The sequence below is a fragment of the Rhizobium sp. Leaf262 genome, assembly GCF_001422245.1.
Classification (GTDB): Bacteria; Pseudomonadota; Alphaproteobacteria; order Rhizobiales; family Rhizobiaceae; genus Agrobacterium.
Window position 1 is genome coordinate 42,607 of the sequence record NZ_LMMM01000004.1, and the last position, 24,181, is coordinate 66,787.

The 24,181-nt window shown below is 56.7% G+C and carries 26 protein-coding genes and 1 pseudogene; 12 read left to right on the top strand and 15 right to left on the bottom strand.

Translation table 11 applies throughout. The annotated features are described in order from the left end of the window. The first annotated feature begins 117 nt into the window (after window positions 1–117). Window positions 118–438, top strand: coding sequence for a hypothetical protein (locus ASF29_RS05780; protein ID WP_062449476.1), 321 nt, complete (start codon window positions 118–120; stop codon window positions 436–438). Between the two features lie 22 nt (window positions 439–460). On the opposite strand, the gene ASF29_RS05785 is transcribed toward ASF29_RS05780, so the two are convergent. From ASF29_RS05785 to ASF29_RS05795, 3 genes are all read right to left on the bottom strand, one after another. Beyond that, window positions 461–1,405: a DMT family transporter gene (locus tag ASF29_RS05785; protein ID WP_062449478.1), complete on the bottom strand. Its 945-nt coding sequence runs from the start codon at window positions 1,403–1,405 to the stop codon at window positions 461–463. A gap of 55 nt (window positions 1,406–1,460) precedes the next feature. Next, on the bottom strand, window positions 1,461–2,132 hold the full coding sequence (locus tag ASF29_RS05790) for a DsbA family oxidoreductase (RefSeq protein ID WP_062449480.1): 672 nt from the start codon (window positions 2,130–2,132) through the stop codon (window positions 1,461–1,463). Between the two features lie 93 nt (window positions 2,133–2,225). After that, a complete protein-coding gene (locus ASF29_RS05795) occupies window positions 2,226–4,052 on the bottom strand; it encodes an extracellular solute-binding protein (RefSeq protein WP_062449482.1) in 1,827 nt (608 codons plus the stop codon). Between ASF29_RS05795 and ASF29_RS05800 the strand changes: the two genes are divergently transcribed. Together ASF29_RS05800 and ASF29_RS05805 are read left to right on the top strand one after the other, a co-directional pair. Next, window positions 4,030–4,242 (top strand): hypothetical protein, encoded by a 213-nt coding sequence (locus ASF29_RS05800; protein ID WP_156462545.1) that lies wholly within the window; start codon window positions 4,030–4,032, stop codon window positions 4,240–4,242. The two genes, ASF29_RS05795 and ASF29_RS05800, sit on opposite strands and share 23 nt — an antisense overlap. 134 nt (window positions 4,243–4,376) lie before the next feature. Then, window positions 4,377–5,033 carry an invasion associated locus B family protein gene (locus ASF29_RS05805; protein WP_062449485.1) on the top strand — a complete coding sequence of 219 codons (657 nt, stop codon included), beginning with the start codon at window positions 4,377–4,379 and terminating at the stop codon, window positions 5,031–5,033. Between the two features lie 76 nt (window positions 5,034–5,109). Here the strand turns inward: ASF29_RS05805 and hspQ are convergent, their stop codons facing one another. The 5 genes and pseudogenes from hspQ to ASF29_RS05825 all read right to left on the bottom strand — a co-directional run bounded on the left by hspQ (window position 5,110) and on the right by ASF29_RS05825 (window position 8,545). Continuing rightward, window positions 5,110–5,439 carry a heat shock protein HspQ gene (gene hspQ / locus ASF29_RS05810; protein WP_062449487.1) on the bottom strand — a complete coding sequence of 110 codons (330 nt, stop codon included), beginning with the start codon at window positions 5,437–5,439 and terminating at the stop codon, window positions 5,110–5,112. A 79-nt stretch (window positions 5,440–5,518) separates the two neighbouring features. Beyond that, window positions 5,519–6,436 carry a DMT family transporter gene (locus ASF29_RS05815; protein ID WP_062449489.1) on the bottom strand — a complete coding sequence of 306 codons (918 nt, stop codon included), beginning with the start codon at window positions 6,434–6,436 and terminating at the stop codon, window positions 5,519–5,521. A gap of 72 nt (window positions 6,437–6,508) precedes the next feature. After that, window positions 6,509–6,663: pseudogene (locus ASF29_RS25085) on the bottom strand (riboflavin biosynthesis protein RibD); the annotation flags it as partial. A gap of 64 nt (window positions 6,664–6,727) precedes the next feature. After that, the gene (gene glnA / locus ASF29_RS05820) at window positions 6,728–8,137 is read right to left on the bottom strand and encodes a type I glutamate--ammonia ligase (RefSeq protein WP_062449491.1); all 1,410 of its coding nucleotides are present in this window, start codon (window positions 8,135–8,137) and stop codon (window positions 6,728–6,730) included. A gap of 69 nt (window positions 8,138–8,206) precedes the next feature. Beyond that, window positions 8,207–8,545, bottom strand: coding sequence for a P-II family nitrogen regulator (locus ASF29_RS05825; protein WP_007753933.1), 339 nt, complete (start codon window positions 8,543–8,545; stop codon window positions 8,207–8,209). 348 nt (window positions 8,546–8,893) lie between these two features. Here ASF29_RS05825 and ASF29_RS05830 point away from each other — a divergent pair, with 348 nt between their 5' ends. Further along, the gene (locus ASF29_RS05830; RefSeq protein ID WP_062449493.1) at window positions 8,894–10,369 is read left to right on the top strand and encodes a bifunctional ADP-dependent NAD(P)H-hydrate dehydratase/NAD(P)H-hydrate epimerase; all 1,476 of its coding nucleotides are present in this window, start codon (window positions 8,894–8,896) and stop codon (window positions 10,367–10,369) included. On the opposite strand, the gene ASF29_RS05835 is transcribed toward ASF29_RS05830, so the two are convergent. Then, on the bottom strand, window positions 10,366–11,406 hold the full coding sequence (locus ASF29_RS05835) for a GlxA family transcriptional regulator (RefSeq protein ID WP_062449495.1): 1,041 nt from the start codon (window positions 11,404–11,406) through the stop codon (window positions 10,366–10,368). The two genes, ASF29_RS05830 and ASF29_RS05835, sit on opposite strands and share 4 nt — an antisense overlap. 398 nt (window positions 11,407–11,804) lie before the next feature. Between ASF29_RS05835 and ASF29_RS05840 the strand changes: the two genes are divergently transcribed. Next, window positions 11,805–12,233 (top strand): response regulator, encoded by a 429-nt coding sequence (locus tag ASF29_RS05840; RefSeq protein WP_062449497.1) that lies wholly within the window; start codon window positions 11,805–11,807, stop codon window positions 12,231–12,233. Between the two features lie 100 nt (window positions 12,234–12,333). On the opposite strand, the gene glgX is transcribed toward ASF29_RS05840, so the two are convergent. Both glgX and ASF29_RS05850 read right to left on the bottom strand, forming a co-directional pair. Continuing rightward, on the bottom strand, window positions 12,334–14,409 hold the full coding sequence (gene glgX / locus ASF29_RS05845; protein ID WP_062449498.1) for a glycogen debranching protein GlgX: 2,076 nt from the start codon (window positions 14,407–14,409) through the stop codon (window positions 12,334–12,336). A 125-nt stretch (window positions 14,410–14,534) separates the two neighbouring features. Then, window positions 14,535–14,750 (bottom strand): hypothetical protein, encoded by a 216-nt coding sequence (locus tag ASF29_RS05850; RefSeq protein ID WP_062449500.1) that lies wholly within the window; start codon window positions 14,748–14,750, stop codon window positions 14,535–14,537. 196 nt (window positions 14,751–14,946) lie between these two features. On the opposite strand from ASF29_RS05850, the gene ASF29_RS05855 reads away from it, so the two are divergent. The 3 genes from ASF29_RS05855 (at window position 14,947) to ASF29_RS05865 (ending at window position 17,106) form a co-directional block, all read left to right on the top strand. Beyond that, a complete protein-coding gene (locus tag ASF29_RS05855; protein WP_200925517.1) occupies window positions 14,947–15,885 on the top strand; it encodes a LysR family transcriptional regulator in 939 nt (312 codons plus the stop codon). 117 nt (window positions 15,886–16,002) lie between these two features. Further along, complete coding sequence (locus ASF29_RS05860; protein ID WP_062449501.1) at window positions 16,003–16,164, top strand: hypothetical protein; 162 nt, start codon at window positions 16,003–16,005, stop codon at window positions 16,162–16,164. A 189-nt stretch (window positions 16,165–16,353) separates the two neighbouring features. Beyond that, window positions 16,354–17,106, top strand: coding sequence for a phosphodiester glycosidase family protein (locus tag ASF29_RS05865; RefSeq protein ID WP_062449931.1), 753 nt, complete (start codon window positions 16,354–16,356; stop codon window positions 17,104–17,106). A 10-nt stretch (window positions 17,107–17,116) separates the two neighbouring features. Here ASF29_RS05865 and ASF29_RS05870 read toward each other — a convergent pair whose 3' ends face one another. Then, window positions 17,117–17,470 (bottom strand): hypothetical protein, encoded by a 354-nt coding sequence (locus ASF29_RS05870; RefSeq protein ID WP_062449503.1) that lies wholly within the window; start codon window positions 17,468–17,470, stop codon window positions 17,117–17,119. Between the two features lie 665 nt (window positions 17,471–18,135). On the opposite strand from ASF29_RS05870, the gene ASF29_RS05875 reads away from it, so the two are divergent. Further along, the gene (locus ASF29_RS05875; RefSeq protein WP_062449505.1) at window positions 18,136–19,539 is read left to right on the top strand and encodes an L-serine ammonia-lyase; all 1,404 of its coding nucleotides are present in this window, start codon (window positions 18,136–18,138) and stop codon (window positions 19,537–19,539) included. Between the two features lie 54 nt (window positions 19,540–19,593). Further along, window positions 19,594–20,028, top strand: a complete 435-nt coding sequence (locus ASF29_RS05880; RefSeq protein WP_062449507.1) for a DUF1489 family protein — start codon at window positions 19,594–19,596, stop codon at window positions 20,026–20,028. Between the two features lie 157 nt (window positions 20,029–20,185). Here the strand turns inward: ASF29_RS05880 and ASF29_RS05885 are convergent, their stop codons facing one another. The 3 genes from ASF29_RS05885 to ASF29_RS05895 all read right to left on the bottom strand — a co-directional run bounded on the left by ASF29_RS05885 (window position 20,186) and on the right by ASF29_RS05895 (window position 22,607). Beyond that, the gene (locus ASF29_RS05885; RefSeq protein ID WP_062449508.1) at window positions 20,186–20,794 is read right to left on the bottom strand and encodes a transglutaminase-like cysteine peptidase; all 609 of its coding nucleotides are present in this window, start codon (window positions 20,792–20,794) and stop codon (window positions 20,186–20,188) included. 550 nt (window positions 20,795–21,344) lie between these two features. Further along, entirely contained in the window at window positions 21,345–21,956 is a 612-nt protein-coding gene (locus tag ASF29_RS05890; protein ID WP_062449510.1) for a PilZ domain-containing protein, read from the bottom strand. A 93-nt stretch (window positions 21,957–22,049) separates the two neighbouring features. Further along, entirely contained in the window at window positions 22,050–22,607 is a 558-nt protein-coding gene (locus ASF29_RS05895; protein ID WP_082453398.1) for a PAS domain-containing protein, read from the bottom strand. A gap of 229 nt (window positions 22,608–22,836) precedes the next feature. Here ASF29_RS05895 and ASF29_RS05900 point away from each other — a divergent pair, with 229 nt between their 5' ends. Together ASF29_RS05900 and ASF29_RS05905 are read left to right on the top strand one after the other, a co-directional pair. Next, complete coding sequence (locus tag ASF29_RS05900; protein ID WP_062449512.1) at window positions 22,837–23,613, top strand: rhomboid family intramembrane serine protease; 777 nt, start codon at window positions 22,837–22,839, stop codon at window positions 23,611–23,613. Between the two features lie 130 nt (window positions 23,614–23,743). Continuing rightward, window positions 23,744–24,178, top strand: a complete 435-nt coding sequence (locus ASF29_RS05905) for a CBS domain-containing protein (protein ID WP_062449514.1) — start codon at window positions 23,744–23,746, stop codon at window positions 24,176–24,178. Window positions 24,179–24,181: the final 3 nt, after the last annotated feature.

Sequence of the window (24,181 nt, forward strand, 5' to 3'; positions counted from 1 at the left end):
GACGTCCACCTTACCGAGATTTAATGAAACGGACATGTGCCGGTAGCCGTTAGAAGCATAGTCTCACCGTGTCGGCGGCATTGGTTTGCTGCCCTCACACACTTAAGGAGCAGGACTATGTGGACGATGAATAGATTTGTCACCGCTGGTCTGGTCGCCTTGACAATTGCGGGTACCACAATTGCCACCACCAGCCAGGCAGAAGCACGCAATAATTTCGGACGCGGCGTCGTCGCCGGTCTAGCAGGGGGCGTTCTCGGCGGCGCGCTGATTGCTGGAGCATCTCACAATTACTACGGATCGCCGGGTTATTATGGCTACGGCTACGGACCCGTTTACGGCCCGCCCGTTGTTTACGAGCCCGTCTATCATCGCTGCCATCTGGCATGGCGTCAGGATGGATACGGCGACATGTACCGCGTACGTGTGTGCAATTGACGGTACGTTGAAGGCGGGCTGATCAGTCCGTTTTCGCCTCATCACCTTCGGGTGTCATCGCGACGGCAACATTCTGGTCTGCCGCCGCGACCGATGTTGGCAAGGCAACCTGCCTCTGCCGCTCGCGGATGAGCGTGATCAGCCCGGAGCCGATGATGAGAGCGATGCCCACCAGCATCCAGCCATCCACGCCATCGCCAAAAATCAGATAGCCGAACAGAATGGCCCACAGCATCTGGCTATATTGCGTGGGTCCGATGACGGCGGCGGGTGCATATTTCGCCGCATACATGACCAGCACGTTGGCGAGAGCGCCGAGTAGGCCGTAGCCTGCGAGAAACATCCATTGTTCGGCATTGGGCGGCGTGAAGGACGATGTCATCGCGATGCCGCAAATTACCAGCGTTCCCAGCAAGCCTGCGCCATAGAGCGAGATGTTCTTTTCCGATGGCCCCATGGCGCGGAAGATGACGATGGAGATCGCGCCACACAGCCCCGCAACGATGGCTGCGAAATGGCCGGTCGAAAGCTCGCGGAAACCGGGTCGCAAAATTACCAGAACACCGGCAAAGCCGATGATGACGGCGGACCAGCGCTTGATGCCGACCTGTTCCTTCAGGAACAGAACCGACATGATGGTCACGAAGGCGGGCAGCAGGAAGATGAGCGCGAAGGCTTCCGCCATCGACAGGTGAGTGAAGGCTGTGACCGAAGTGATGGCACCGAGGCCGGATGAGACGAAACGCAGCATCCACAGCGGACGGTTGGTGGTGCGGACGATATCGCGCCAATCGTCGTTGCGCTTGCGAATGAAGGGCAGGGCGCAGAGCCCGAAGAGTGCGCCGAAAAATGCGGATTGGATGGGCGACAGTTGCCCTTCGATGAGCTTCACGCTCGCATCGCTCCAGGCGTAGGCCGCAAAGGCTGCGAATGCGAGCAGAATGCCCTTCAACATGCTATCGGACACGGAAACACCTGAAAATATTAGGGGCCGGAAATCGACAGCGGGAAGGCGCTGACGATCAGTTCATTGCCCTATGCTCTTCCAGCTTCATTCTGGCAATATCCCGCAGTGCATTAATCAGCACTTCCTTGCTCTGCGCACCGCTGACGGCGTATTTCTGGTCAAGAATGAAGAAGGGAACGCCGGAGACACCCATCTGCTGGGCCGCGTCGATTTCGGCAATGACCGTATCCTTGTCCGCGTCGGATGCCAGCAGCTTCTCCACGACCTCGCGGTTCATACCGGCCTTCTCACCGATATCGGCCAGAACCTTGTGGTCGCCAATGTTGAGGCCTTGCTCGAAATTGGCGCGGAAGAGTTCGGTCACGACCTTGTCCTGAAACTCGCGTCCCTCGGCATGCGCCCAGAGCGACAGGCGGTGGCCGTCCAGCGTGTTGGGTCCAACCTTGATGGCGTCGAATTTAAAGGCGATGCCGACTTCCTTGCCGAGCTGCGTCAGCATCTCATGCGCCTGCTCGACCTTTTCCTTGCCGCCCAGCTTCTTCTCCAGCTCCGCCTTCTGGTCCACGCCCTCTGGCGGGTAATCCGGGTTGAGGCGGTAGGGACGCCAGTTCACGTCGACGCTCACCTCGTCCAGCACCTCTGCCAGCGCCAGATCAAGCCGCGCCTTGCCGAGATAGCACCAAGGGCAGACCATGTCCGAGACGACGTCGATAACAATGCGTTGCATGGTGCTTTCCTCTTTAACAGCAATAAGTGCCCCATCTAGGGTCGTTGTCCAGCTTTCGCAAGCGGTTACCGAAAGACAACCACCTTCGCACGGCTACTGAGCACGTGCATCCCACCAACTGCTTTTCTGGTTGCCCAGTAGCGGTGTCGTCTCCGGGCGTTGGATGTATTTCCACCGTGCAACCCATTGCGCACCGATGTAATAAAGCGGAATGACATAGTGCCCAGCCGTCAGCAACCTGTCATAGGCGCGTACTGCCGCTTGAAAATCCTCCGTGGAGCGCGCCTGCAACAGCGCCTCCAGCATGCGGTCCACATCGGGGTCGGCGACGCCTGCATAGTTGAAGCTGCCATTGGCATCGCGCGAATCCGAGCCCCACCGATTGAGCTGTTCCGCGCCCGGCGATAGCGAAGAAGGTAGCGAGCGGATGATCATGTCGTAGTCGAAGCTGTTGGAGCGGGCCTGATATTGCCCGTCATCGACGGAGCGAATGGCCATATCGACGCCGATCAGTTTCAGCGAGCGTTGATAGGCAAGCGCAATCCGCTCCTGCGCCGGGTTCTGCGTCATGATCTCGAAGGTCAGCGGGCGACCGTTCTTGTCCGACATCTTGCCCTTCTTGATCGTGTAACCGGCTTCCTTCAGTCTGTCGACGGCAAGCTTCAGCACCTTGCGGTCTGCACCCGAACCATCGGTCACGGGCATGGCATAGGTGCCAGCCAGAAGCGCTGGCGGCAGCTTCTTGGCAGCATCCCCCAAAAGCGCCAATTCGCGTGCATCGGCGGCATTGCCGAAGGCACCCAGCGCGGAATTCTGCCAATAGCTTTGCGTGCGCTTGAAAGCGCCGCCCAGAATGTTGCGGTTCATCCATTCGAAATCGAGTGCATAGGAAAGGCCTTCACGCACTTTCTCATCGGCGAACATGCCGCGTCGCGTGTTGAAAACGAGGCCGAACATGCCCGATGGCAGGCGGGATTCGAAAACATCCCGGGCGATTTCACCGCGATGGACGGCAGGGAAATTGTACGCCTGGCCCCAGTGAGATGAGTCGGCTGAACCATTGATGGCATCGCCTTCGGGGTAAATGTCGATGTCGCCCTTCTTGAACGCCTCGAACATGGTCGTGACCTGAAGGAAATAGAGAATGCTGATCTCGTCGTAGTTATCGAGACCGACCTTGGAGGGTATATCCTTGCCCCAATAATTCGGGTCACGTTCCCAGATGACGCGTTCTCCCGGCTTCAATGTTTTGATTCGGTATGGGCCGGAGCCGACGACAGGACCCAGGCCGCCTTGCTCGAAGGTAGCCTGATCGATCGCATGTTTCGGCAAAATCGGCGTCGAAGATGCCAGAATGAGCGGCGTTTCGCGATTCGCATTTTCGTTGAAGGTGAAGCGCACACCGTGCTCGCCGATTTGCTCCATTTTCGCGACGCCATTCAGGCGGCTGTTGAAAGGCGGGCGGCCTTTTTCCTTCAAAAGATTGAAGCTGAACATCACATCTTCCGGCGTGACCGGCTGGCCGTCCTGCCACTTGGCTTTGGGGTTGATGTTGAATTGGATGTAGGTGCGGTCGTCGTCCCATTCGGCAGTCTCTGCCAGCAGGCCGTAGAGCGAAAACGGCTCGTCATTGGAACGCTGCATCAGGGGCTCATAGAGCAGATTGCCGAATTCCGGGTCCCACACGCCACGTGCGGTGGTGCGCATGCCCTTTAGAACAAAGGGGTTGAGGCTGTCGAACGTGCCGACGACACCGTAGGAAATACGGCCGCCTTTTTTGACGTCAGGGTTCACATAGGGGAAATTCTTGTAGTCTGCGGGTAGGCCAACAGTCCCATGCATCGAAATTCCATGGAGGGGTTCCGCCAACGCCAGACCGGAAAAAAGGAGGGCGGGGATGAACGCCAGAAGGCTTCGCATGTTAATTGTCCTGTCGCATTCGGGCTGTTTAATCACGGGATTGCTACGTGAGGCAAACGCCGTTCGTCTTGTATTGATTCCCGCGGGAATGTATCACACCCAACTATGGCAGGCATCCGACGACAGAAAATCTGTAGGGGCTCAAGAAAAGTTGAAAGAAGTGCTGGATATCGCGCCCGACGGGATGTAACAGGGTTGCCGAAACCGTCGGGTCACGCATTTGCCTCATTTAAACGACAGTGGAACGGGCAGACGGATACCGGTGATGTTGAGCAGTTCGATCCGTTCTGCTTCGCATAAGAAAATTCAGGAGACGGAACTCTTATGATGCAATTCGCAAACACATTTACCCGCGCAGGCTTGTCTGCTCTCGTTCTTTCGCTGGGTGCCGTGTCTGCCCCGGCAGTATCGCAGGCTCAGCAGGCGGCTCCGGCTGCTGGCGGCGCTGGCGCACCTCCGCTTGGTTGGTTCAAGACATGCAGCAAGCAGGAAGATAATGATGTTTGCGTCGTGCAGAACGTTGTTCTCGCCCAGAACGGTCAGATGATCACGGCTGTCGGCCTCATCAGCGTCGAAGGCAAGGTCAACCGCAAGCTGCTTCAGGTTTCGGTTCCAACCGCACGCCTGCTGCCTCCGGGCGTGATGATGCAGATCGATGGCGCCAAGGGCCAGAAGCTGGACTACGCCGTCTGCCTGCCCGACAAGTGCACGGCTGAAGTGCCGCTGACGGACGCGATGATTGCCAGCATGAAGAAGGGCACGGAAATCGTGTTCACCTCCATCAACTTCCGCCGCGCGCCTAACCCCATCAAGATCGCTCTCAGCGGCTTCACGGGTGCGTATGACGGCCAGCCAATCACGCAGTCTCAGCTCGCTGAAAGCCAGCGTTCGCTGCAGGAAGGCATGCAGAAGAAGGCAGAAGAAGCTCGCAAGAAGCTGGAAGCTGCTCAGGACGCTGCAAAGACCAAGCCAGCAAACTAAGACCGTCATTCACGACATTAAAAAACCGGCCTGTCTTCAGGCCGGTTTTTTGTTGGATGGCGCTCTGTTTGGGAGATCAGTGCGTCATGGCCGCTTTCGCGCGTAGCTCGCCTGTTGGCGTGGTGTCGAATATTCGGGTAATATTCGGATTGCGCAATGGCTGGTCGCTTTCGTCATGGATCAGGTTCTGTTCCGAGACATAGGCGACATATTCGGTTTCATCGTTTTCCGCCAAGAGGTGGTAAAACGGCTGGTCGCGATCCGGACGGATTTCCGCAGGAATTGCGTTCCACCATTCTTCGGTATTGGCATATTCCGGGTCTACGTCGAATACCACGCCGCGGAACGGAAACACCTTGTGGCGAACAACCTCGCCAATCGTAAATTTTGCGTCTCTTTGTTTCATGGCATGCACATCCTTTCCTCATACAATTTGGGGTCCGGATGGAAAATATCAAGATATTTAGTGGTCAAGCGCGATTTTGTTACTTCAGCTTGCCAAAGGGTGCCGTGGCCAGCACCACGCCGCCGGTGACCAAAACAATGCCGAACGCATGATAATGCTCGAAACGCTCCCCCAGAAACATCACCGCCATGACGATCGACACGGGTGGCATCATATAAAGCGTAATGCCTGCGGTGGCCGGGCCAAAGACCCGGACCGTGTGAGTGAAGCAGTAAAAGGCCGCGATGGATGCGAACAGAATGATCCCGCCGATTTTTGCCCATGCCACGACTGATGAAGGCAACATGCCGCCATGGGCAAGCTCGATAGCAGCCGGTGGCAGCAGCACCAGTGCGCCTGACAGTGCGATGACGGCAAACAGGCTGAGCGACGCCATGTCTCTGGCGGCTGGGTCTCGCAGCAGCAGCGAGTAGACCGCAAAAGAGATCGATGCCACGAGAATGGCGAGATCGCCAAGATTGAAATCAAGCCGCAGCAATTGCGCCACATCGCCCTTCAGCACGATTGCCGCCACGCCCGCAAAGGCAATAACCATGCCCACCACTTCCAGCCGCCGGATCGCGCGACCGTAGAGTATCCGCTGAAGCAGGATGATGAAAAGTGATGATGTGGTGTAGATCAGCGTTCCATTTGCTGCGGAGGTCATGGTGAGGCCCCAATAGACCACGCCGCCGCAGATGCCCATGCCGAGAAAGCCGAGGATCAGCCAAAGTGCGGTCTTTGCGCGGATGAAGCGCAGGCAGGCTCGCCAATCGTGGATGATGAAGGGTGCCACGAACAACGCCGAAAAGAACCAGCGCAGAAATGCGGTGACGAATGGCGAAACTTCTCCAATGACGCCGCGACCGAAAATGACGTTGCTGGAAAAGAAGAAGGGTACGGCGAGGAAAATCAGCCAGTCACGCAGGCGAGGGGTGGTTTCGGTGGCTGGGGGCATGGGGCTTTCCGGTATGCGCTGATTTATTGCTGGTGGCTTGCCACAAGTAGATTACGGCGATTGTCGCTTACCCCCCTCTGCCCTGCCGGGCATCTCCCCCTCAGGTGGGGAGATCGACTCGTTGAGGCCTCTCGCCCATCTTCAACGCTGCGGATAGAGCGGGGTTCGTGCGCCCAGCCGATCTCCCCCCTTGAGGGGGAGATGTCCGGCAGGACAGAGGGGGGTAAGCCACACCCACTATCATAACAACAAAACAAAAAAGGCGCCCCGAGAGGCGCCTTTTTCCGGCAATTAAGCCGAGTAGTACATATCGAATTCGACAGGATGCGGGGTCATTTCGAAACGCATGACTTCGTGCATCTTCAGTTCGATGAAGGCATCGATCTGGTCGTCATCGAACACGCCGCCGGCGGTGAGGAACTTGCGATCCTTGTCGAGGCTGTCGAGGGCTTCGCGCAGCGAACCGCACACCGTTGGAATCTTCTTCAGTTCCTTGGCGGGCAGGTCGTAGAGATCCTTGTCCATCGGCTTGCCGGGGTGGATCTTGTTCTTGATACCGTCGAGGCCAGCCATCAGCATGGCTGCAAAGCCGAGATACGGGTTCTGAGCCGGATCAGGGAAGCGGACTTCGACGCGCTTTGCCTTCGGGTTGGAGCCGAACGGAATGCGGCAGGAGGCAGAGCGGTTGCGGGCGGAGTAGGCCAGCAGAACCGGTGCTTCATAACCTGGAACCAGACGCTTGTAGGAGTTGGTCGTCGGGTTGGTGAAGGCGTTGATGGCCTTGGCATGCTTGATGATGCCGCCGATGTAGTAGAGGCAGGTTTCGGACAGGCCTGCATATTCGTCGCCAGCGAAGGTCGGCTTGCCGCCCTTCCAGATGGACTGGTGAACGTGCATGCCTGAGCCGTTATCGCCAAAGATCGGCTTCGGCATGAAGGTTGCCGTCTTGCCGTAAGCGTTTGCGACCTGATGCACGACGTATTTGTAAATCTGCATCTTGTCGGCGCTGGATACCATGGTGTCGAACTTCACGCCCAGCTCGTGCTGTGCAGAAGCGACTTCATGGTGGTGCTTTTCAACGACGACGCCCATTTCGCCCAGGACGGTCAGCATTTCGGAACGCATGTCCTGAAGGCTGTCGACCGGAGGAACCGGGAAGTAGCCGCCCTTGACGCGTGGACGGTGGCCGAGGTTGCCGGTCTCATAGTCGGTGTCGTCGTTGGACGGCAGTTCCGACGAGTCGAGCTTGAAGCCCGTGTTGTACGGGTCAGCTTTGTACTTCACGTCATCGAAGACGAAGAATTCAGGCTCTGGGCCGACGAAAATCGTGTCGCCGATACCGGAAGCCTTGAGGTAGGCTTCAGCCTTCTTGGCTGTGCCGCGTGGGTCGCGGTTATAGGATTCGCCCGAGACGGGGTCGAGAATGTCACAGATGATGACCATGGTGGACTGCGCGAAGAACGGGTCCATGTGAACTGTGCCCGTGTCAGGCATCAGCACCATGTCGGATTCGTTGATGGCCTTCCAGCCGCCGATCGAGGAGCCGTCGAACATAACGCCATCGGCGAACATGTCTTCGTCCACGCAGGCCACGTCCATGGTGACGTGCTGCAGCTTGCCCTTGGGGTCGGTAAAGCGCAGGTCAACGAACTTCACGTCGTTGTCCTTGATCTGCTTGAGAATATCGTTTGCGGTCGTCATTTGAAACTTTTCCTTGAGTGTAATGATAACAAGGTGAAGCCCCAGCTTTTCCTGCTGGGTTCAGTCTTTTTATATGGCGTCTACGCCTGTCTCACCCGTGCGGATACGAATAACCTCTTCCACATTCGAGACGAAAATCTTTCCGTCGCCAATGCGGCCTGTCTGTGCAGCGTTGCGAATGGCCTCGATCACGGCATCCGCATTTTCATCCGCAAGCACGACTTCGACTTTTACCTTGGGCAAAAAGTCGACGACATACTCTGCGCCGCGATAGAGTTCCGTATGGCCTTTTTGACGACCAAAGCCCTTAGCTTCCGTAACCGTTATTCCCTGAAGTCCGACTTCCTGAAGGGCTTCCTTCACTTCGTCGAGCTTGAAAGGCTTAATGATCGCTTCGATCTTTTTCATGAGAAAATATCTCTCCGCTTCTCCCGTTAAAGCGGTCTTTCCGCTCTGCCACAAGAATGCACGTATCGTGCCAGATCGGAAGCGGGTTTGAATAAAAAATCTTCAAAAAATGGCTGGACAAGGCGAAATTTGGCGCAACTTGCCTGTTTTCGTGGGTGAAAATACCGTCCATCGCCAGCTATAGAGCGGTTTTTTCACGATTTTGCCAAATTTCGAACCTGTTACGCAAAGGTAAATCCACGGAGCGGATTGGGTAAATTTTGCGCAAATGAATATATTTTATGCAAGTGAATTTGCCTAATTTTGCGCCGATTGCCTTTTGCAAGATTTTGCGCTGAATATGCCTGCATGATGTTTGCAGCCAGCCATGCTTTGATCGACCCAGCCGCCATGGCGCGTATTGATGCGAGTGCGGAAAGAAGCGGCATATCCGTCTCCGCGCTGATGGAGCGGGCAGGGCAGGCCGTTGCCGCATGTGCGCTCAAATACTATCCGCAAGCGCTCCGTTATGTCGTGCTCTGCGGCATCGGTAACAATGGCGGCGATGGCTTCGTGGCAGCGCGCGCGTTGAGGGAGAGCGGCGCCGAGGTGGCTGTCTTTGTCTTTGGCGATGTCAGCAGGTTGAAGGGAGCAGCGAAGCAGGCGTTCGATGGTATGGCACTGCCTTTCGAACCGCTCGATGATTACCAACCCCGATCCGGCGACGTGGTGATCGACGCGATTTTCGGTGCGGGACTGTCCCGTGATGTCCCTGCTGAGGTGGCTACTCTTATCGATGCAGTCGAGACAGCCGCCATACCCGTTATCGCCATCGATCTGCCATCCGGGTTGTGCGGAAGGCGAGGCGTGCCGTTGGGGCGAGCGTTTCAGGCTGAGCGAACGGTCACCTTCATGGCGCGCAAGCCGGGCCATGTGCTGATGCCTGGACGGTCGCTGTGTGGTGAGCTTGAGGTCTTCGATATCGGCATTCCGCATCGAATTCTGCGGGAACACAGCGGCTTGATCTGCGAAAACCATTCCTCGCTCTGGATGAGTGCTTTCCCGAAGGCGGACGAAGATACGCACAAGTTCAAGCGCGGGCATCTCACCGTCTTCTCGGGCCCATCCCATGCCACGGGCGCTGCCCGCATGACGGCGATGGCGGGTTTTCGTGCCGGTGCAGGCATCGTTACGGTTGCCGCGCCGCACGAGGCGCTGGGTGTGATTTCTGCGACACTTACGGCGGTGATGGTGTCGGGTATCGAAAGCGATGAGGAGCTTGAAGCGTGGGCTGGCGACAAGCGCCATGCGACCTATGTCCTCGGCCCGGGATTTGGGAACCTCGAAAAAGCGCGCCGCTTTGTCTCCCTGCTAAAGGATAAGGCGCTGGTGTTGGATGCGGATGGCATCACAGCGTTCAAGCATGAGCCGCAGCGGCTCTTCGATCTCTTCGCTGCCGATGCGCCCCGCATTCTGACGCCACATGAGGGCGAGTTTGGTCGGCTGTTTCCTGATATTGCGGCGGACGACAATCTTAGCAAGATCGAGAAAGCGCAGGCGGCTGCGGCGCTCAGCAATGCTGTTGTCGTCTATAAGGGTGCAGATACGGTGATTGCGGCCCCGGATGGTCGCGCGCTGGTCAACACCAATGCGCCACCCTATCTGGCCACGGCAGGGTCGGGGGATGTATTGGCGGGAATAGCAGGTGGTTTTCTGGCTCAGCAGGTTCCGGCTTTTGAAGCGGCGGCTGCTGCTGTTTGGCTGCACGGCGAAACGGCCCAGCGTCTGGGCCCGGGTCTCACCGCCGAGGATTTGGCCGCGGCGGTTCGTCCGTTTCAGGCCTAGTGGGCTGGTTTGCCATGGCTGGCGGCTGCGGCCATGCGCGATGCGCTCATGACCAACTTGCGCTCCGCGCGCTCCTGCTGCGGCGTGCGATTGTAGATTTCGCGATAACACTTGGAAAAATGCGACGCGGAAACGAAGCCGCAGGCAACGGCCACTTCTACCACCGGCATGGCCGATTGCACCAGCAGGTGACGTGCGCGATCCAGGCGGATTTCCAGATAATAGCGGGCAGGGGAACGCCCCATTTCCTGCCGAAACAGCCGCTCGACCTGTCTGCGCGACAGGTCCGCATCATCCGCAATATCCAGCAGGGATAGCGGTTCGGACAGGTTGCTTTCCATGAGTTCGATGATCGACAGAACCTTGTCGTTCTGTACGCCCAGACGCGCGCGCAGTGGCAGGCGCTGGCGGTCATGCGGGTTGCGCACGCGGTCCGTCAGCTGCTGTTCGCAGACGCGGTTGACGAGGTTTTCGCCAAAATCCTGACCGATCAGGTTCAGCATCATGTCCAGCGATGCGGTGCCGCCTGCGCAGGTGTAGATGTTGCCATCCACCTCGTAGAGATCGGCATAGACCTCCACCTGCGGAAAGGCTTCGGAAAAGCCGGGCAGGTTTTCCCAATGGATCGCACAGCGCTTGCCGTTCAGCAGTCCCGCCTGAGCAAGCACATGTGCGCCCGTACAGAGGCTGCCGACAGCGATGCCGCGATTGTTGGATTCGCGCAGCCAGGCATTGACGGATTTGTTGTTGTATTGCTCGACGTCTATGCCCGCACAGATCAAAACCATGTCGGGGCGGTTTTCACCACTTACGGATTTGCGCTCGTCGGCAAGCGACGTGTTGGCTTCAAGTGCAATGCCGCTGGAAGAGGCCACTTTTTGACCGTCGGCGGAAGCAAGCCGCCACTCATAGGCGGCGTAGCCCAGCATCCGGTTGGCGATGCGCAGCGTTTCCACCGCTGCCGTGAAGGGAAGCATGGTGAATTGCGGGACCATGAAGAAGACGACAGAGCGTTTTTTGGGAGGAGTTTTGCTCATTATGACCATGCTCCATTGCGGAAACGCAATTCCTTGCTTGGAAATGATCCGCTGTATATCTTGATTACGACATTATCGGGACAAGATACGACGCCGAAGTTTTGCAGTCAAAAAAACTGTCAGTGATTGCGAATTGGAAACGGAGAAGAGGCGCAGCTGCAGGCTGGGCCGATCAGACAGTTAATGCATGATGAATCGGAAATTTTGCATTTTATTAATATTGTTTTCAATTTTCAGGCGCAGCCTTTGAGCACTATCGCCACGTTGCGCGTTCTATTCGACGTGAGGGAACGGCGGACCAAACGACACCGAACCGCCGCTTCGTCTTTTGTTTCGGCCACGGATATTCAAAACGGCTCCGCCGTTCCTGTCCGGTGCTTTTGAGCGGAGTATTGCGTATGTCTGAAGCTGGCTTGACCGTATTGATCGTCGAAGACGAACCGATCATTCGACTGACACTTGCCGATGCCTTGGAGGAGGCGGGGTATACCGTTCTGGAAGCATCGAACGTGCTGGAGGCCGTAGCGATTATCGGCAAGGTCACCGACATCTCTGCAGTGGTTACCGACATCGACATGCCGGGTGGCTTGTCGGGTCTGGATCTGGTGCGAATGATCGACACCTGTCAGGAGCAGATGTCCGTCATCGTCACATCAGGGGGGCACGCGCCTGATGCGTTGGATCTACCTGCCGATGTCAGGTTTTTCAGCAAGCCCTATCATCTCGACGACATCTTCTTTGCCCTGCGGTCTTCCATCGCGGCCAAGGTGAAGCGGAAGCCAAAGCTCGGCGTTCGCTGGGCCGGATTGCAATTCACCCATCCATGAACAAAAACGCCGGGATGTCTCCCGGCGTCTGATCTTTTTTCAAAGCCGGAAGACAGGGATCTCAAGCTTCCTGTCTCCCGGCTTTTGTATTGGAGACCTACTATGCAGCGCGCAGCAACACGAGCGTGCGTCCTTCCACGGTGTAGTTCTCGCCATTGGCAATCTTGTCCGCATTCGCGTCGGGATCGGCGGTTGTCAGTTCCGTCATCCAGCCGTGCTCGGCATTCGGCAGCTTGAACTCGACCGCGCCGTCATGCGGGTTGAAGAGTATGAGGACGTCGTTCCATTCCTCTGCATCGTCCCCGACGTCTCGCGACATACGCAAGCCAAGCGAGGTGGAACCCGGATCGTTCCACTGTGCTTCAGTCTGCTCGCCACCGCCGGGGTTCAGCCATGTGGCATGCGTGCCGTCACGCCAGCTGTCGCGTCGCAAAATAGAATGGTTTTGACGAAGCTCGATCAGCCGCGAGGTGAAGTTGCGCAGCGTCTCGGCGCTCTCTGGAAGGTTTTCCCAATGAACCCAGCTCAGTTCGCTATCCTGACAATAGCCGTTGTTGTTGCCCATCTGGCTGCGGCCGAACTCGTCGCCTGCCAAAAGCATGGGTGTGCCATGAGACAGGAACAGTGTGGCGAGGAAGTTCCGTTTCTGGCGATCCCGCACGGCTGTGATGTTCTCGTCGTCGGTCGGACCTTCAGCGCCGTAATTGAAGCTGCGGTTATGGTCGTGGCCGTCCTTGTTGTCTTCGCCATTCGCCTCGTTGTGTTTCTCATTGTAGGAAACGAGGTCGTTCAACGTGAAGCCGTCATGAGCGGTGATGAAGTTGACGCTGGACCAAGGCCTGCGGCCCCGTAGATCATAGACGTCGCCGGAACCCATGACGCGGGCGGCGAAATCGCCAGCGGTGCCATCCTCATCCTTCCAGTATTCGCGCACCGTGTCGCGATACTTGTCGTTCCACTCTGCCCAGCCGGGCGGGAATCCGCCGACCTGATAACCGCCGGGGCCGATGTCCCAGGGTTCGCCCACCAGTTTCAGCTTGGAGAGAACGGGGTCCTGACCCACAGCGTCGAAGAAACCGCCGCGCTGGTCGAAACCTTCCGGCTCACGACCCAGAATGGTGCCGAGGTCGAAGCGGAAGCCGTCGATATGCATGTCTTCGGCCCAGTACCGCAGAGAGTCCGTGACCATCTGCAGGACGCGCGGGTGCGAGGTGTTGACGGTGTTTCCGGTACCTGTGTCGTTGATGTAGTAACGCGGCTGGTCCGGCATGGTGCGGTAATAGGAAAAGTTGTCGATGCCCTTGAAGGACAGGGTCGGCCCAAGCTCGTTGCCTTCCGCCGTGTGGTTATAGACCACATCCAGAATGACCTCGATGCCGCCATCGTGGAAGGCTCTGACCATATCGCGGAAACCAGCCATGCCGCGCGGGCCGTAGTAACGCGATGCGGGTGAGAAGAAGCCAAGGGAGTTATAACCCCAGAAATTCTTCAGCCCTTTTTCCAAGAGATGGGAATCATCCGGAAAGGAATGGATCGGCAGCAGCTCGACGGAGGTTACGCCAAGGCTTTTGATGTAATCGACGATCTGCTTGTCGCCGAGACCCTCATAGGTCCCGCGCAGGTTTTCCGGCACGCCAGGGTGAAGCTGGGTAAAGCCCTTGACGTGGGTTTCGTATAAAATCGTCTTCGACCACGGAATATTCGGGCGCTTATCATTGCCCCAATCATGGTCGTTGGGGTCGATTACCCGGCACTTCGGCATTTTGGCCGCGCTGTCGGCGTCGTTGAAGGACATGTCCTTGTCTTCGGCATCGAGGATATAGCCGAACTGTTCGGAGCCCCACGCGATGTCGCCCACCAGTTCGCGGGCGTAAGGATCGATCAAAAGCTTATTGGGATTGAAGCGATGGCCGTTTTCCGGGTCGTAAGGACCGTGCACACGGTAACCGTAAAGTGCGCCTGCCTTCAGTCCGGGAATGTAGCCGTGCCAGATTTCGTTGGTGAACTCCGGCAGCGTTATCCGTTCGATTTCGTTTTGGCCGCTCTCATCGAAGAGGCAAAGTTCCACCCGTTCGGCATGGGCACTGAAGATCGCGAAGTTGACACCGTCGCCGTCATAATTGGCGCCAAGGCGGGTGAAGTCGCCGGGCAGAATGCTGGAACCGAACTGGGCCATGAATTTCCTCTTAGCTGATTGGGGCAGTGGGAAATGTGGTGGCGGTCCGTTTGTTCCGCAGCGCAAAAAAATGGCTCGCCAGAAACGTGTTCTGCGAGCCATTCAACGTCCGATACTACCGTCTTTTATTTCTGCGCAATACGCATGCGCTTGTTGTCGCTTGATGGCCATCCGATATCCTTCAATGTTTCTACGGGCAGGGCTTCCAGTGCGCGCAGAGACTGCCTGCGACGCCAGGACGCGTGAAGATAACGGCCTAGGTCGACAAGGTGGGATAGCCAGTAATACGAATGCAGCCGGACCTTGGATGGCCCCCTGCTATGGGTTGTGATCATGGTCATGTCCAATCTCCTTTCATGGTCCATGTTCGGTTGACGATGGAGACATGCGCTCAACGATATTATCAAACAATCGAATGATTTTGATATCACCCATCGTAAATCGTATGTTTTCAAATGCTCGAAACCCCCGCTGTGTTGGGGTTTCCGAGCGGCATGGTGAGGAGAATGCTGCAATGTTGACATTCAATCAAACGAAATGATATCGATGTATCAATCAGAAAAACTGAAGGCTATCGCCATGACAGTATCCTTCCGTCAACCCCTGCCGTTGTTGGACAATGATATCTTGAGAACCTTCGTGGCGATTGCCGAGACCGGCAATTTCTCGACAGCAGCAGAGGTCGTGTTTCGAACGCCGTCCGCCGTCTCAATGCAGATCAAGAAGCTTGAAGAACAGCTGAAGACGACCTTGTTCCTGCGGGACGCGCGCTCGGTGACGTTGACCGCGCACGGCGAAACGCTCCTTACCTATGCGCGGCGCATGATTGCCCTTTCGAATGAGGCCGTATCGCGCTTCGTCATGCCTGAACTTTCCGGGGTGGTTCGGCTGGGTGCGCCCGAAGACATCGGTGAGCGCGGCATGCTGCCCGGTATTCTCAAGCGGTTTGCAGAAGCCTTTCCTGCCATCATGGTGGATGTGACGATCGATTCCAGCTCGCAGCTCTACAAGCGGATGGATGAGCATCGGCTGGACCTTGCCCTTGTCAATTGCGCTTCGCTGCCCCTTCGCAATACCGGTGAAGTCCTGATGCGCGAGCGGCTCGTCTGGGCCGGTGCCAAATGCGGTACGGCCCACCTGCGTGACCCATTGCCGATTTCCATTTGGGAAGATGGCTGCATCTGGCGTTCGGAGGCCATCAACTCGCTGGAATCGCAAAATCGTCGTTACCGTGTCGCATATCTCAGCGGTCACACCATGGCGCAGAAAGCAGCGATCGAGGCGGATCTGGCCATTGCACCGCTGCCGCGATCCTATGTGCAGAACGACATGGTCATTCTGGGCGAAAAAGATGGTCTGCCAGAGCTCGGCTGCTTCGATATTCGCCTCATTGTCGCAGACAAGCCGACACGTCCTGTGCAGGCGGTTGCGGACAGCATTCGCAACGCGTTTCGCGATATCGCTCAGCCAATGTGAAGCGCGCGTAAATATTTTTTGACTGGAACGGAACCCGCTTTGAAATTTCGCGTTATCCCCGCGTTCTTTGACATCACGTTTGCGTTAGTTTCGCGAACACAAGGGGAGTTTCAACGTATGTCTACACGCTTTCTTGCAACCATTGCCGCCGTCTTCGTCGCTCTCGTCTCGCTCAGCTCTTGCGGTAACACCATCCGCGGTGTCGGCAAGGATGTAGCAGGAACTGTGGATGGCACACAGGCTGCGGGACGCAGCGTGGATCGCGCAGCACGTCGCTGATCCATCCCACACGATCATGATTTGAAAAGGCCGGCGTACGCGTCGGCCTTTTTCTTTGTCACGATACTGTGGCCTGCTTGGGCCTTTCAAACATCCAACATCAATTGCTAAGCCATATTCTGGACGCGCTCAGATCGTTGATCGTGCCGTTGCCGCCAGAATCGAAATCGTCACGCTTTACGAGGGATGATGAAGAAATTTGCCAGATATCTGCTGCCGTTCCTGTTTTCAACGACAGCCAATGCCGCCGACCTGCCAGGCTTCTGTCAGTCGATCGATCATATGGGCGGCCGCTACACGGTTTGCAGTTTCAATCCCGAACGTAGCAATATCAGGCTCTATCAGTTCGACCACGTCGCCGGAAAACCCTATGGTTCCTTCGAAGCGCTATCATCGGCCCTGTGGCGGCAGCACAGTTTCGTCACCTTCGCCATGAATGGCGGCATGTATCATCGCGACCTATCGCCGGTCGGGCTTCACATCGAAAACGGTGTGGAGGTATCGCCCATCAGCACCTCTGGCGGCTGGGGCAATTTTCACATGCAGCCTAACGGCGTTTTCTTCATGGATGGAAAGACTGCAGGTGTGCTGGAAACCAGCGCCTATCTCAACGCCAACAAGAAGCCTGATTTCGCGACACAGTCGGGGCCTATGCTGGTCATCGATGGAAAACTGCATCCGCGTTTTCTACCCGATAGCGACAGCCTCAATACCCGCAATGGTGTCGGCGTATCGGGCGATGGTATGGTTCATTTCGCGATTTCGGAAAACGCCGTTCGCTTCTATGATTTCGCCACGCTTTTCCGCGACCGGCTTCATGCACCGAACGCGCTTTATCTGGATGGCAGCATTTCCAGCATCGACATTCCAGCCGCAAAACGTCGCGACTGGTGGCACCTGCTGGGTCCGATCATCGCAGTGGTCGAGCAGGTGCCGGATTGACGGCCGTTGATCAGAGCGGTGCCTTTGGATAGGCTTTTTCCAGCCCGCCGGACTTGGCCAGGCCAGCGCGAAAAGCCGCGTAGGCGGCGTGCTGGCTGCTCTTGGCGAGCTCGTGCAATCTGATCTGTATACGGGCAGGGGCGTTGTTGCCGAACCACTCGCCGCATTTTTCCAGTTTCAGCGTGTTGAGAAACTTTGCCTGTGACTGCTGATCGAGAAACAGCAGCAAGCCTTCCAACAGGTTTTCATCCTGAAGCGCGTTTTCCATCAGCAGGTTCAGATAGGCCTCGTCCTCTGCTGTCATTGCAGAAATTTTGGAGGCGACGGTGTCGCGATCTGGAAAAGAGGAAGGTGTGGCCTGCATGGTGTGTCACCGCTTTCTGAAATCTTCGCTTGTGTCTCAAAGGCCGGATAATCCAGATGAACGACAGGTTCAATACGGCCGACACGACAACCGCACAAAAGCTTGGAACATCCAGGGTTTATGCACATCTCGGCAGGTTATGGTGAACAAAATCCTGTCGTATTTACACTTTGGTCTAAATTGAGACAGGGCTGAAACGGAGCCTGTATCGGAATGGACAGGTAAGTGCTTGTTATTTCTTATACCTATGCAGTGAGTGAATGGCAGGTGGGCGAATACGCCTTGCTTTAGCCGTTTTTTGCATTTGCCTTTGTCATAAGTTTTTAATAAATGCTTCACCCACTGGGTGCCGGTGAGACCGCACCTGGAGAGTGAACACGTTGGAGTAATCATGGAAGAAACCGCACAGAAATCCTGCTGGGCTGTCACAATACGCGCTCTTGCAGGCTTTGCCGCTTTTCTCGCTTTGACCTACATTTTTGGTAGCCCGTAACAATCTCTCATAGATATTTTCTTTAGTGCAGCACGGTTTCATCGAAACCGTGCTGTTTTCGTTTGCGCGCCTGCGTGTCGCAGCTGGCGCAGGCCGCATCGTTTTTGCTGTGGCGCATTTCCATGGTTGGGATAGACTGGCCCAATACGTCTATACATAGGGCAGGACACACATGTTTCTTTCGGTCTTCGATGTCTTCAAGATCGGTATCGGACCTTCCAGTTCGCACACGATGGGGCCGATGTCGGCGGCGAACCGTTTTCTCGACACCATACTCTCCAACGACTGGCCACGCCCGGCTGGCGCTGTTGTCTCGGCTATCAAGGTCAGTCTACATGGCTCGCTCGCCTTTACCGGCATAGGCCACGGCTCCGGTCGCGCCGTCGTACTCGGATTGACCGGGGAAAGGCCTGATCTGGTCGACCCGGACGCAATGGATGCCATCATCACGCAGGTAGAGGCCACGGGCCAGGTATCGCCGGCAAACCACCCGCCATACCAGTTCCGCCCTGCCGAGGACCTTATCTTCGACAAGAAGACCCCCCTGCCGGGCCACGCAAACGGTATGACCTTCTCCGCCTTCGACAATCAGGGCAGGATGTTGCTCAAGCGGATCTATTATTCCGTCGGCGGTGGTTTCGTGGTGACCGACACCGAACTGGAGGCCATGCGTCAGCGCGGCAAGACGGTCGATAACGGGCCAAAGGTGCCTTATCCCTTCGCCTCCGCCAAACAGATGCTTGATATGGCAGAGCGTTCCGGCCGCACGATCGCCCAGATGAAGCGCGCCAACGAAGAGACCGTTATGTCCCGTGAGGAACTGGACGAGCGTCTCGACCAAATCTGGGAAGCGATGAACGGCTGCATCGAGCGCGGGCTGAAAGGTGAAGGCATCATGCCGGGCGGCCTGAAGGTCAAGCGCCGTGCGCGCTCCATTCATGACAAGCTGAATGCCGAATGGCGCAGCAATCGCCTCAATCCGGTTCTGGCCAATGACTGGCTGAGCGTTTACGCGATGGCGGTCAACGAGGAGAATGCCTCCGGCGGTCGTGTCGTCACTGCGCCGACCAACGGCGCGGCTGGGGTGGTGCCCGCCACCGTGCGCTACTTCCGCCACTTCCACGAAGATGCGTCGGTTGGCGATGTCAGGGACTTCCTGCTGACGGCAGCCGCTATCGGCGGCATCATCAAGCACAATGCCTCCATTTCCGGCGCTGAAGTTGGCTGTCAGGGTGAGGTGGGGTCGGCTGCTGCCATGGCAGCAGCCGGTCTTGCGGCCGTGATGGGTGGCTCGCCGGCGCAGGTCGAGAATGCTGCCGAAATCGCGCTCGAACATCACCTTGGAATGACGTGCGATCCCATTGCCGGACTGGTGCAGGTACCCTGCATCGAGCGCAATGCGCTGGGCGCGGTCAAGGCCGTCACCGCCGCGTCGCTGGCGCTGAAGGGGGATGGCGAGCATTTCGTACCGCTGGACGCCTGCATTGAAACCATGCGCCAGACCGGCAACGACATGAGTGAGAAATACAAGGAAACCTCCACCGGCGGCCTTGCCGTGAATGTGGTGGAGTGTTGATCAGCGCAACCAATCCACGCTTGACGGAAGCGTCAAAACGGCCTTGATAGGCCTATGGCTCTTCATCTTATCAAGCTTTGTGTCGGCGCAGATTCCATCGAGGATTTGCGCGAATGGGTTTCCCACCGTGCGCTGACTGCGATTGCGGCGGGCCTTGAACCGCACAGCGTTCATACCACCCGCATGTTTCCAAAGCGGATGGAGGAGTTGCTGGATGGCGGGTCGCTCTATTGGGTGATCAAGGGGCAGGTCCAGGCCCGCCAGAGCCTGCTTGATATCCGGTCTTTCAAGGGAGAGGACGGTATTTCCCGATGCGATCTGGTGCTTGGGCCGGAGGTGATCGAAACATCGCCCGCGCCGAAACGACCGTTTCAGGGCTGGCGTTATCTGAACGCCGATGACGCACCTCGCGATCTCGGTGGACACGGTCTGCCCGAAGACATGCCATCCGAACTGCGCCGCGAACTTGCAGAGCTTGGCCTGCTCTAGAACTTTTTCGTTCGACAGGAAAACGCTAGAGGCAAAAAAAAAGCCGGTTCCGGGGCAATGGAACCGGCTTATGGCGCGATCTGGTCTCTAAACGGGGCGACCAGACCGGCCAGTAGGGTGCACATGGGTGAGGGCAGTGCCGACCCGCCCAGTTCGATTACTTGATGCCAGCAACGGCGTTGACGGCGCGGCCATCTTGAATTTTCACCCAGCGGCCCGGATTGGCGCTGTCTTGACGCTTCAGGTAGGTATATTCCGTTTCCGACCAGTCCATGACCTTGTTGCGCAGATTATCGAGAACGAAGTCGCCTCGATCGGTACGTATGGTCAGAACAGCGTGGCCGGAGCCGTTTGGCTGGAGAACGACCGTAATCAGAAGGTCGGAGGGCGAGATACCCTTGTTCATCAGCATCTTGCGCTTCAGAAGAACGTAGTCCTCACAATCGCCAACTGTGGTCGGATAGGCCCAGCGCTCTTCGACGCCGTAGATTTCCATGTCCGTCATGGGCGTGATCGTGGTGTTGACCGTGTAGTTCACGTCCAGGATCATCTTCCAGTTTTCTTCCGTCAGCCGCAGCGGGCCGCGGTCACCGGATGTCGGCTGGCATTCACTCTGATAGGTCTGGCAGAATTCATAGTGACCAATAGGCGGATTTGCCTTGCCCATGATGCGCATTGCGGCGGCTGGCGATGCTTCTGCCTGTGTTGCGAATGCACCTGCGATCATTGCCGCAATCATAAATCCGAAACGGATGGTTTTTTTCATTTCTTGTCTCCCCGTTGTGAGGAGAAGAATGCCACCGATATTTTGACTGCCCGCAAATAACGGCGCTCAAATTCGACGTTAAATTTAGGAAAAACTGCGCTTTATTTGATGTTGTTTTTAGCTGTATTTGAGCAAAATTTGATTCAAATTTTATCGTTTTGGTTATCCTGTCCAGTGGTAAATACCGTTAAATTACTGAAAAATATGAGCCTATGATCGTGTCTGGTTAACGCTGCAGGGTGCCGTTCAACCTTATGCGACTGTGGAAACTATTCTTTGACTATACTTGATGCAGTCCGACTGCATTCTGAGCGCCAGATGAACAATGATAAGGTGTAAAAATCTATCAAAGGTTGCGTTATGAGGCGCATTTTCGAGCAATTTTTTCGGATATTTTTCTGAAATTTCTTCGTTTTCCCGGGATGGCACAGTTTTTTCTGCATTTTGGCTCCAAAAAACGACGACTCAAGACCGGTAACTGGAAATTTCGGGCACAAAAAAACCGGCTGACGCAAGGCGTAGCCGGTTTGTTAGAGCAAGGCGCGGTGGATCAGAGAAATTCTATCAGCGCATCGCGCGACTGGACGGCATCGAACTCGATGGCGACGCCTTCCATGAAGTGGCGGACAATGCGACCTGCCATGTTGCCCAGCCGCACATTGCTGCCCATTGCTGGGCGGATATCGGTTTCAACGGCGGCGCCGGACAGCGAAAGGTCGATGATGCGGCAGGGCACGATATTGCCATCGCTCAGCATCAGATCGGCACGTGGGTTACGCGGTGTCAGGCGGTCGTGACGGCGATCTTCAGGAAGTCCCAGCGCGTGGCGCTTGGCAATCCATGCCAATTGTGCGGCAAGCTTCTCACGCTTTCGCTCCGTACCCATGATAGCGATGGTAAAACCATCTGCTGTCAGAGCCTTGACGATGCCCTCGACGCGACCGATGTGCTGCAGATAAGCGATGATGCGGTCGCCGTTTCTGGGGCGAACGAAGCAGGTGATCCGCGCCGTTTCCGCTGTCATCTCGTGGGCGGCGCAATCATATTCGTCCTGCGATGGCACCATGAGCCGTCCCGTCAGCGCGACAGGCAAAACCTCGCCGACCGGCGTCTCGGTGGAGCGTGCGGCGAAAGCGACGGTGGTTGAGCGAGATGAGAACATGGGCGGCACTATAAAAAGGACTGGTCGTTCTTCTTTACAGCCAGCGAGTTAACAGACCGTTTTGCGATCAGGCGCGAATATTTGCATGTCTTCTCATTGTGAAACGCATCGTTCCAAAGAAAATCCGAAGTCCGGGCGCTGTGCCATCAAACTTGCCGTTGACGCCTCGATCAGTCGGCTTCGGATCAAGGTCAACGGTTTGAAGGCCTGACCGAAATCGGCAAGCGGCGGATCGGAAATGAGGGCGCCAAGAAGACGCGGCGGAAAGTGCGGCTCGGCCTCGAGCGGCAGCAGCAGCATTTCAAACTCCTGCGCCGCGTGGCCGCTGGCGCTTTCGGCCCAAATGTCAAAGATCACGGGGCGTTCGTGAAGCAGGACTCCATTTGCGATCCGGCACGCGTCTTCGGCGTCACCCGACCGCCAGATCATTGAAAACGGGGTCTCGCTCAATTCACGTTTGAACAGGTTATAGAGACGCGTTCCGGTGAGCCGAAAGATCGGTGCTTCATCACCCACGTCAGTCAGAACGAAAAGGTCGGGCAGAACGTGGCGAATATGCCCAGGCTCGATCTCGCTGCGCAACGGTGCTGCGCGCTCGCCCCGCAACTCGTCCCAATATGCATAGATTTCCAGGCTTGCATTTGTCTTCATGACATGGTCTCCAATCCGCCGGACAGTGTGTCTTTTCGGGACACTTTCCGTCTTCATTCGCGGTGCTGAAGATGTCTGTGCGATTTCCATGCCACGCGCGTCGTCATCAAAGGCTTTTCGGGCGATTTAGTTGCAGGCGATAACAATCTGCAGTGCTTCTTTTTCCCGCAGCGTTACTATATTGCTGCCAGATAACCATAGGCAGCGCGACACGAAGGAACTGAGGCCGATGACGCAGAATGATGGGGAAAGACCAGACATGGACGAGGCTGAACAGCCGGAGCCAGTGCAAAAAGCCCCCGTTTTCAACCTGCCAGGTGCCCTTGTTGCCGTTATTGCGCTGATGGTCGCTATCCATCTCGTGTCGTCCTATGTGCTCTCCGACGATGGCTATGGCTGGTTCCTGTTCACTTTCGGCTTCATTCCGCTGCGCTATGCCACCGCTTTGTCGCAGCAGGGTCTGGAGTGGTTGTGGACACCCGTGACCTATTCGCTCCTGCATGGCGGCATAGAGCATATCCTTTTCAACAGCTTGTGGCTTATGGCATTTGGAGCTCCGGTCCTGCGCCGGATCGGCACGCTTCGTTTCATTCTGCTCTGGTGCGTGTCGGCTGCCGTCGCCGCCTTCGGCCATGCCTTTCTGCACTGGGGCGACCCGACAGTGTTGATCGGCGCATCCGGCGTGGTTTCGGCTTTGATGGGAGCGGCGTGCCGCTTCGTCTTTCCCGCCCGCGGCGGTCGTTATCACCCGTCCATCGCGCATTTGTTACCGCGCCAGAGCATCATCCAGTCCCTGTCGAACCGCACGGTTCTCATCTTCACGCTGATGTGGTTGTTCGGCAATGTGCTGATTGCCGTCGGCATTCCCCTGTTCGGTGATGCGGGCGGTGAAGTGGCATGGGACGCGCATATCTTCGGCTTCCTTCTGGGCTTTCTGTTCTTCCCCGTGTTCGATCGCGCCGTGCTGGATCGACAGGGTAGTTTGCGAACAAATACAATCGATTGAGGTTTTTAGACCTCGCGAAAACCTATTGCTTTCCAAAGTTCGGTGGCGCACCATCGTGTCCAGCCGGACCGTGCGACTGTGGAGGAGACGCGGCGCGCGACTTTTCGGACCGTATGAAAAGGAGGAAACTATGCCTGTATTTGTGAAAGAGCTTCTCGATCTCAAGGGCCGCGACGTGGTGACAGTCGATCCCGGCATGTCTCTGGGAGACGCCGCGGTTACCCTGCACGAGCACCGTATCGGTGCTGTCGTGGTGGTCGATGAAAAGGGTGCGATCCTCGGCATCTTCACCGAACGCGACCTCGTAAAGGCCATCGCCGCACAGGGTGGCGAGGCCCTGCAGGCACGTGTTTCAGACGTCATGACCAGGAATGTGACGCGCTGTCACGAAGGCTCGAGCACCGACGACCTCATGGAACTCATGACCGGAGGGCGCTTCCGCCACCTTCCCGTCGAAGCCGATGGCCGACTTGTCGGCATCATCTCCATTGGTGACGTGGTCAAGGCTCGAATCAGCGAGATCGAGACCGAGGCAGAGCATATCAAGGCCTATATTGCGGGTTAATCC

Bases quoted from the DNA above. Each gene is read 5' to 3' on its own strand.
- ASF29_RS05780 (WP_062449476.1), top strand. From the start codon at position 118: ATGTGGACGATGAATAGATTTGTCACCGCTGGTCTGGTCGCCTTGACA.
- ASF29_RS05790 (WP_062449480.1), bottom strand. From the start codon at position 2,132: ATGCAACGCATTGTTATCGACGTCGTCTCGGACATGGTCTGCCCTTGG.
- ASF29_RS05800 (WP_156462545.1), top strand. From the start codon at position 4,030: ATGAACGCCAGAAGGCTTCGCATGTTAATTGTCCTGTCGCATTCGGGC.
- ASF29_RS05795 (WP_062449482.1), bottom strand. From the start codon at position 4,052: ATGCGAAGCCTTCTGGCGTTCATCCCCGCCCTCCTTTTTTCCGGTCTG.
- ASF29_RS05805 (WP_062449485.1), top strand. From the start codon at position 4,377: ATGATGCAATTCGCAAACACATTTACCCGCGCAGGCTTGTCTGCTCTC.
- hspQ (WP_062449487.1), bottom strand. From the start codon at position 5,439: ATGAAACAAAGAGACGCAAAATTTACGATTGGCGAGGTTGTTCGCCAC.
- ASF29_RS05815 (WP_062449489.1), bottom strand. From the start codon at position 6,436: ATGCCCCCAGCCACCGAAACCACCCCTCGCCTGCGTGACTGGCTGATT.
- glnA (WP_062449491.1), bottom strand. From the start codon at position 8,137: ATGACGACCGCAAACGATATTCTCAAGCAGATCAAGGACAACGACGTG.
- ASF29_RS05825 (WP_007753933.1), bottom strand. From the start codon at position 8,545: ATGAAAAAGATCGAAGCGATCATTAAGCCTTTCAAGCTCGACGAAGTG.
- ASF29_RS05830 (WP_062449493.1), top strand. From the start codon at position 8,894: ATGATGTTTGCAGCCAGCCATGCTTTGATCGACCCAGCCGCCATGGCG.
- ASF29_RS05835 (WP_062449495.1), bottom strand. From the start codon at position 11,406: ATGAGCAAAACTCCTCCCAAAAAACGCTCTGTCGTCTTCTTCATGGTC.
- ASF29_RS05840 (WP_062449497.1), top strand. From the start codon at position 11,805: ATGTCTGAAGCTGGCTTGACCGTATTGATCGTCGAAGACGAACCGATC.
- glgX (WP_062449498.1), bottom strand. From the start codon at position 14,409: ATGGCCCAGTTCGGTTCCAGCATTCTGCCCGGCGACTTCACCCGCCTT.
- ASF29_RS05850 (WP_062449500.1), bottom strand. From the start codon at position 14,750: ATGACCATGATCACAACCCATAGCAGGGGGCCATCCAAGGTCCGGCTG.
- ASF29_RS05855 (WP_200925517.1), top strand. From the start codon at position 14,947: ATGATATCGATGTATCAATCAGAAAAACTGAAGGCTATCGCCATGACA.
- ASF29_RS05860 (WP_062449501.1), top strand. From the start codon at position 16,003: ATGTCTACACGCTTTCTTGCAACCATTGCCGCCGTCTTCGTCGCTCTC.
- ASF29_RS05865 (WP_062449931.1), top strand. From the start codon at position 16,354: ATGAAGAAATTTGCCAGATATCTGCTGCCGTTCCTGTTTTCAACGACA.
- ASF29_RS05870 (WP_062449503.1), bottom strand. From the start codon at position 17,470: ATGCAGGCCACACCTTCCTCTTTTCCAGATCGCGACACCGTCGCCTCC.
- ASF29_RS05875 (WP_062449505.1), top strand. From the start codon at position 18,136: ATGTTTCTTTCGGTCTTCGATGTCTTCAAGATCGGTATCGGACCTTCC.
- ASF29_RS05880 (WP_062449507.1), top strand. From the start codon at position 19,594: ATGGCTCTTCATCTTATCAAGCTTTGTGTCGGCGCAGATTCCATCGAG.
- ASF29_RS05885 (WP_062449508.1), bottom strand. From the start codon at position 20,794: ATGAAAAAAACCATCCGTTTCGGATTTATGATTGCGGCAATGATCGCA.
- ASF29_RS05890 (WP_062449510.1), bottom strand. From the start codon at position 21,956: ATGTTCTCATCTCGCTCAACCACCGTCGCTTTCGCCGCACGCTCCACC.
- ASF29_RS05895 (WP_082453398.1), bottom strand. From the start codon at position 22,607: ATGAAGACAAATGCAAGCCTGGAAATCTATGCATATTGGGACGAGTTG.
- ASF29_RS05900 (WP_062449512.1), top strand. From the start codon at position 22,837: ATGACGCAGAATGATGGGGAAAGACCAGACATGGACGAGGCTGAACAG.
- ASF29_RS05905 (WP_062449514.1), top strand. From the start codon at position 23,744: ATGCCTGTATTTGTGAAAGAGCTTCTCGATCTCAAGGGCCGCGACGTG.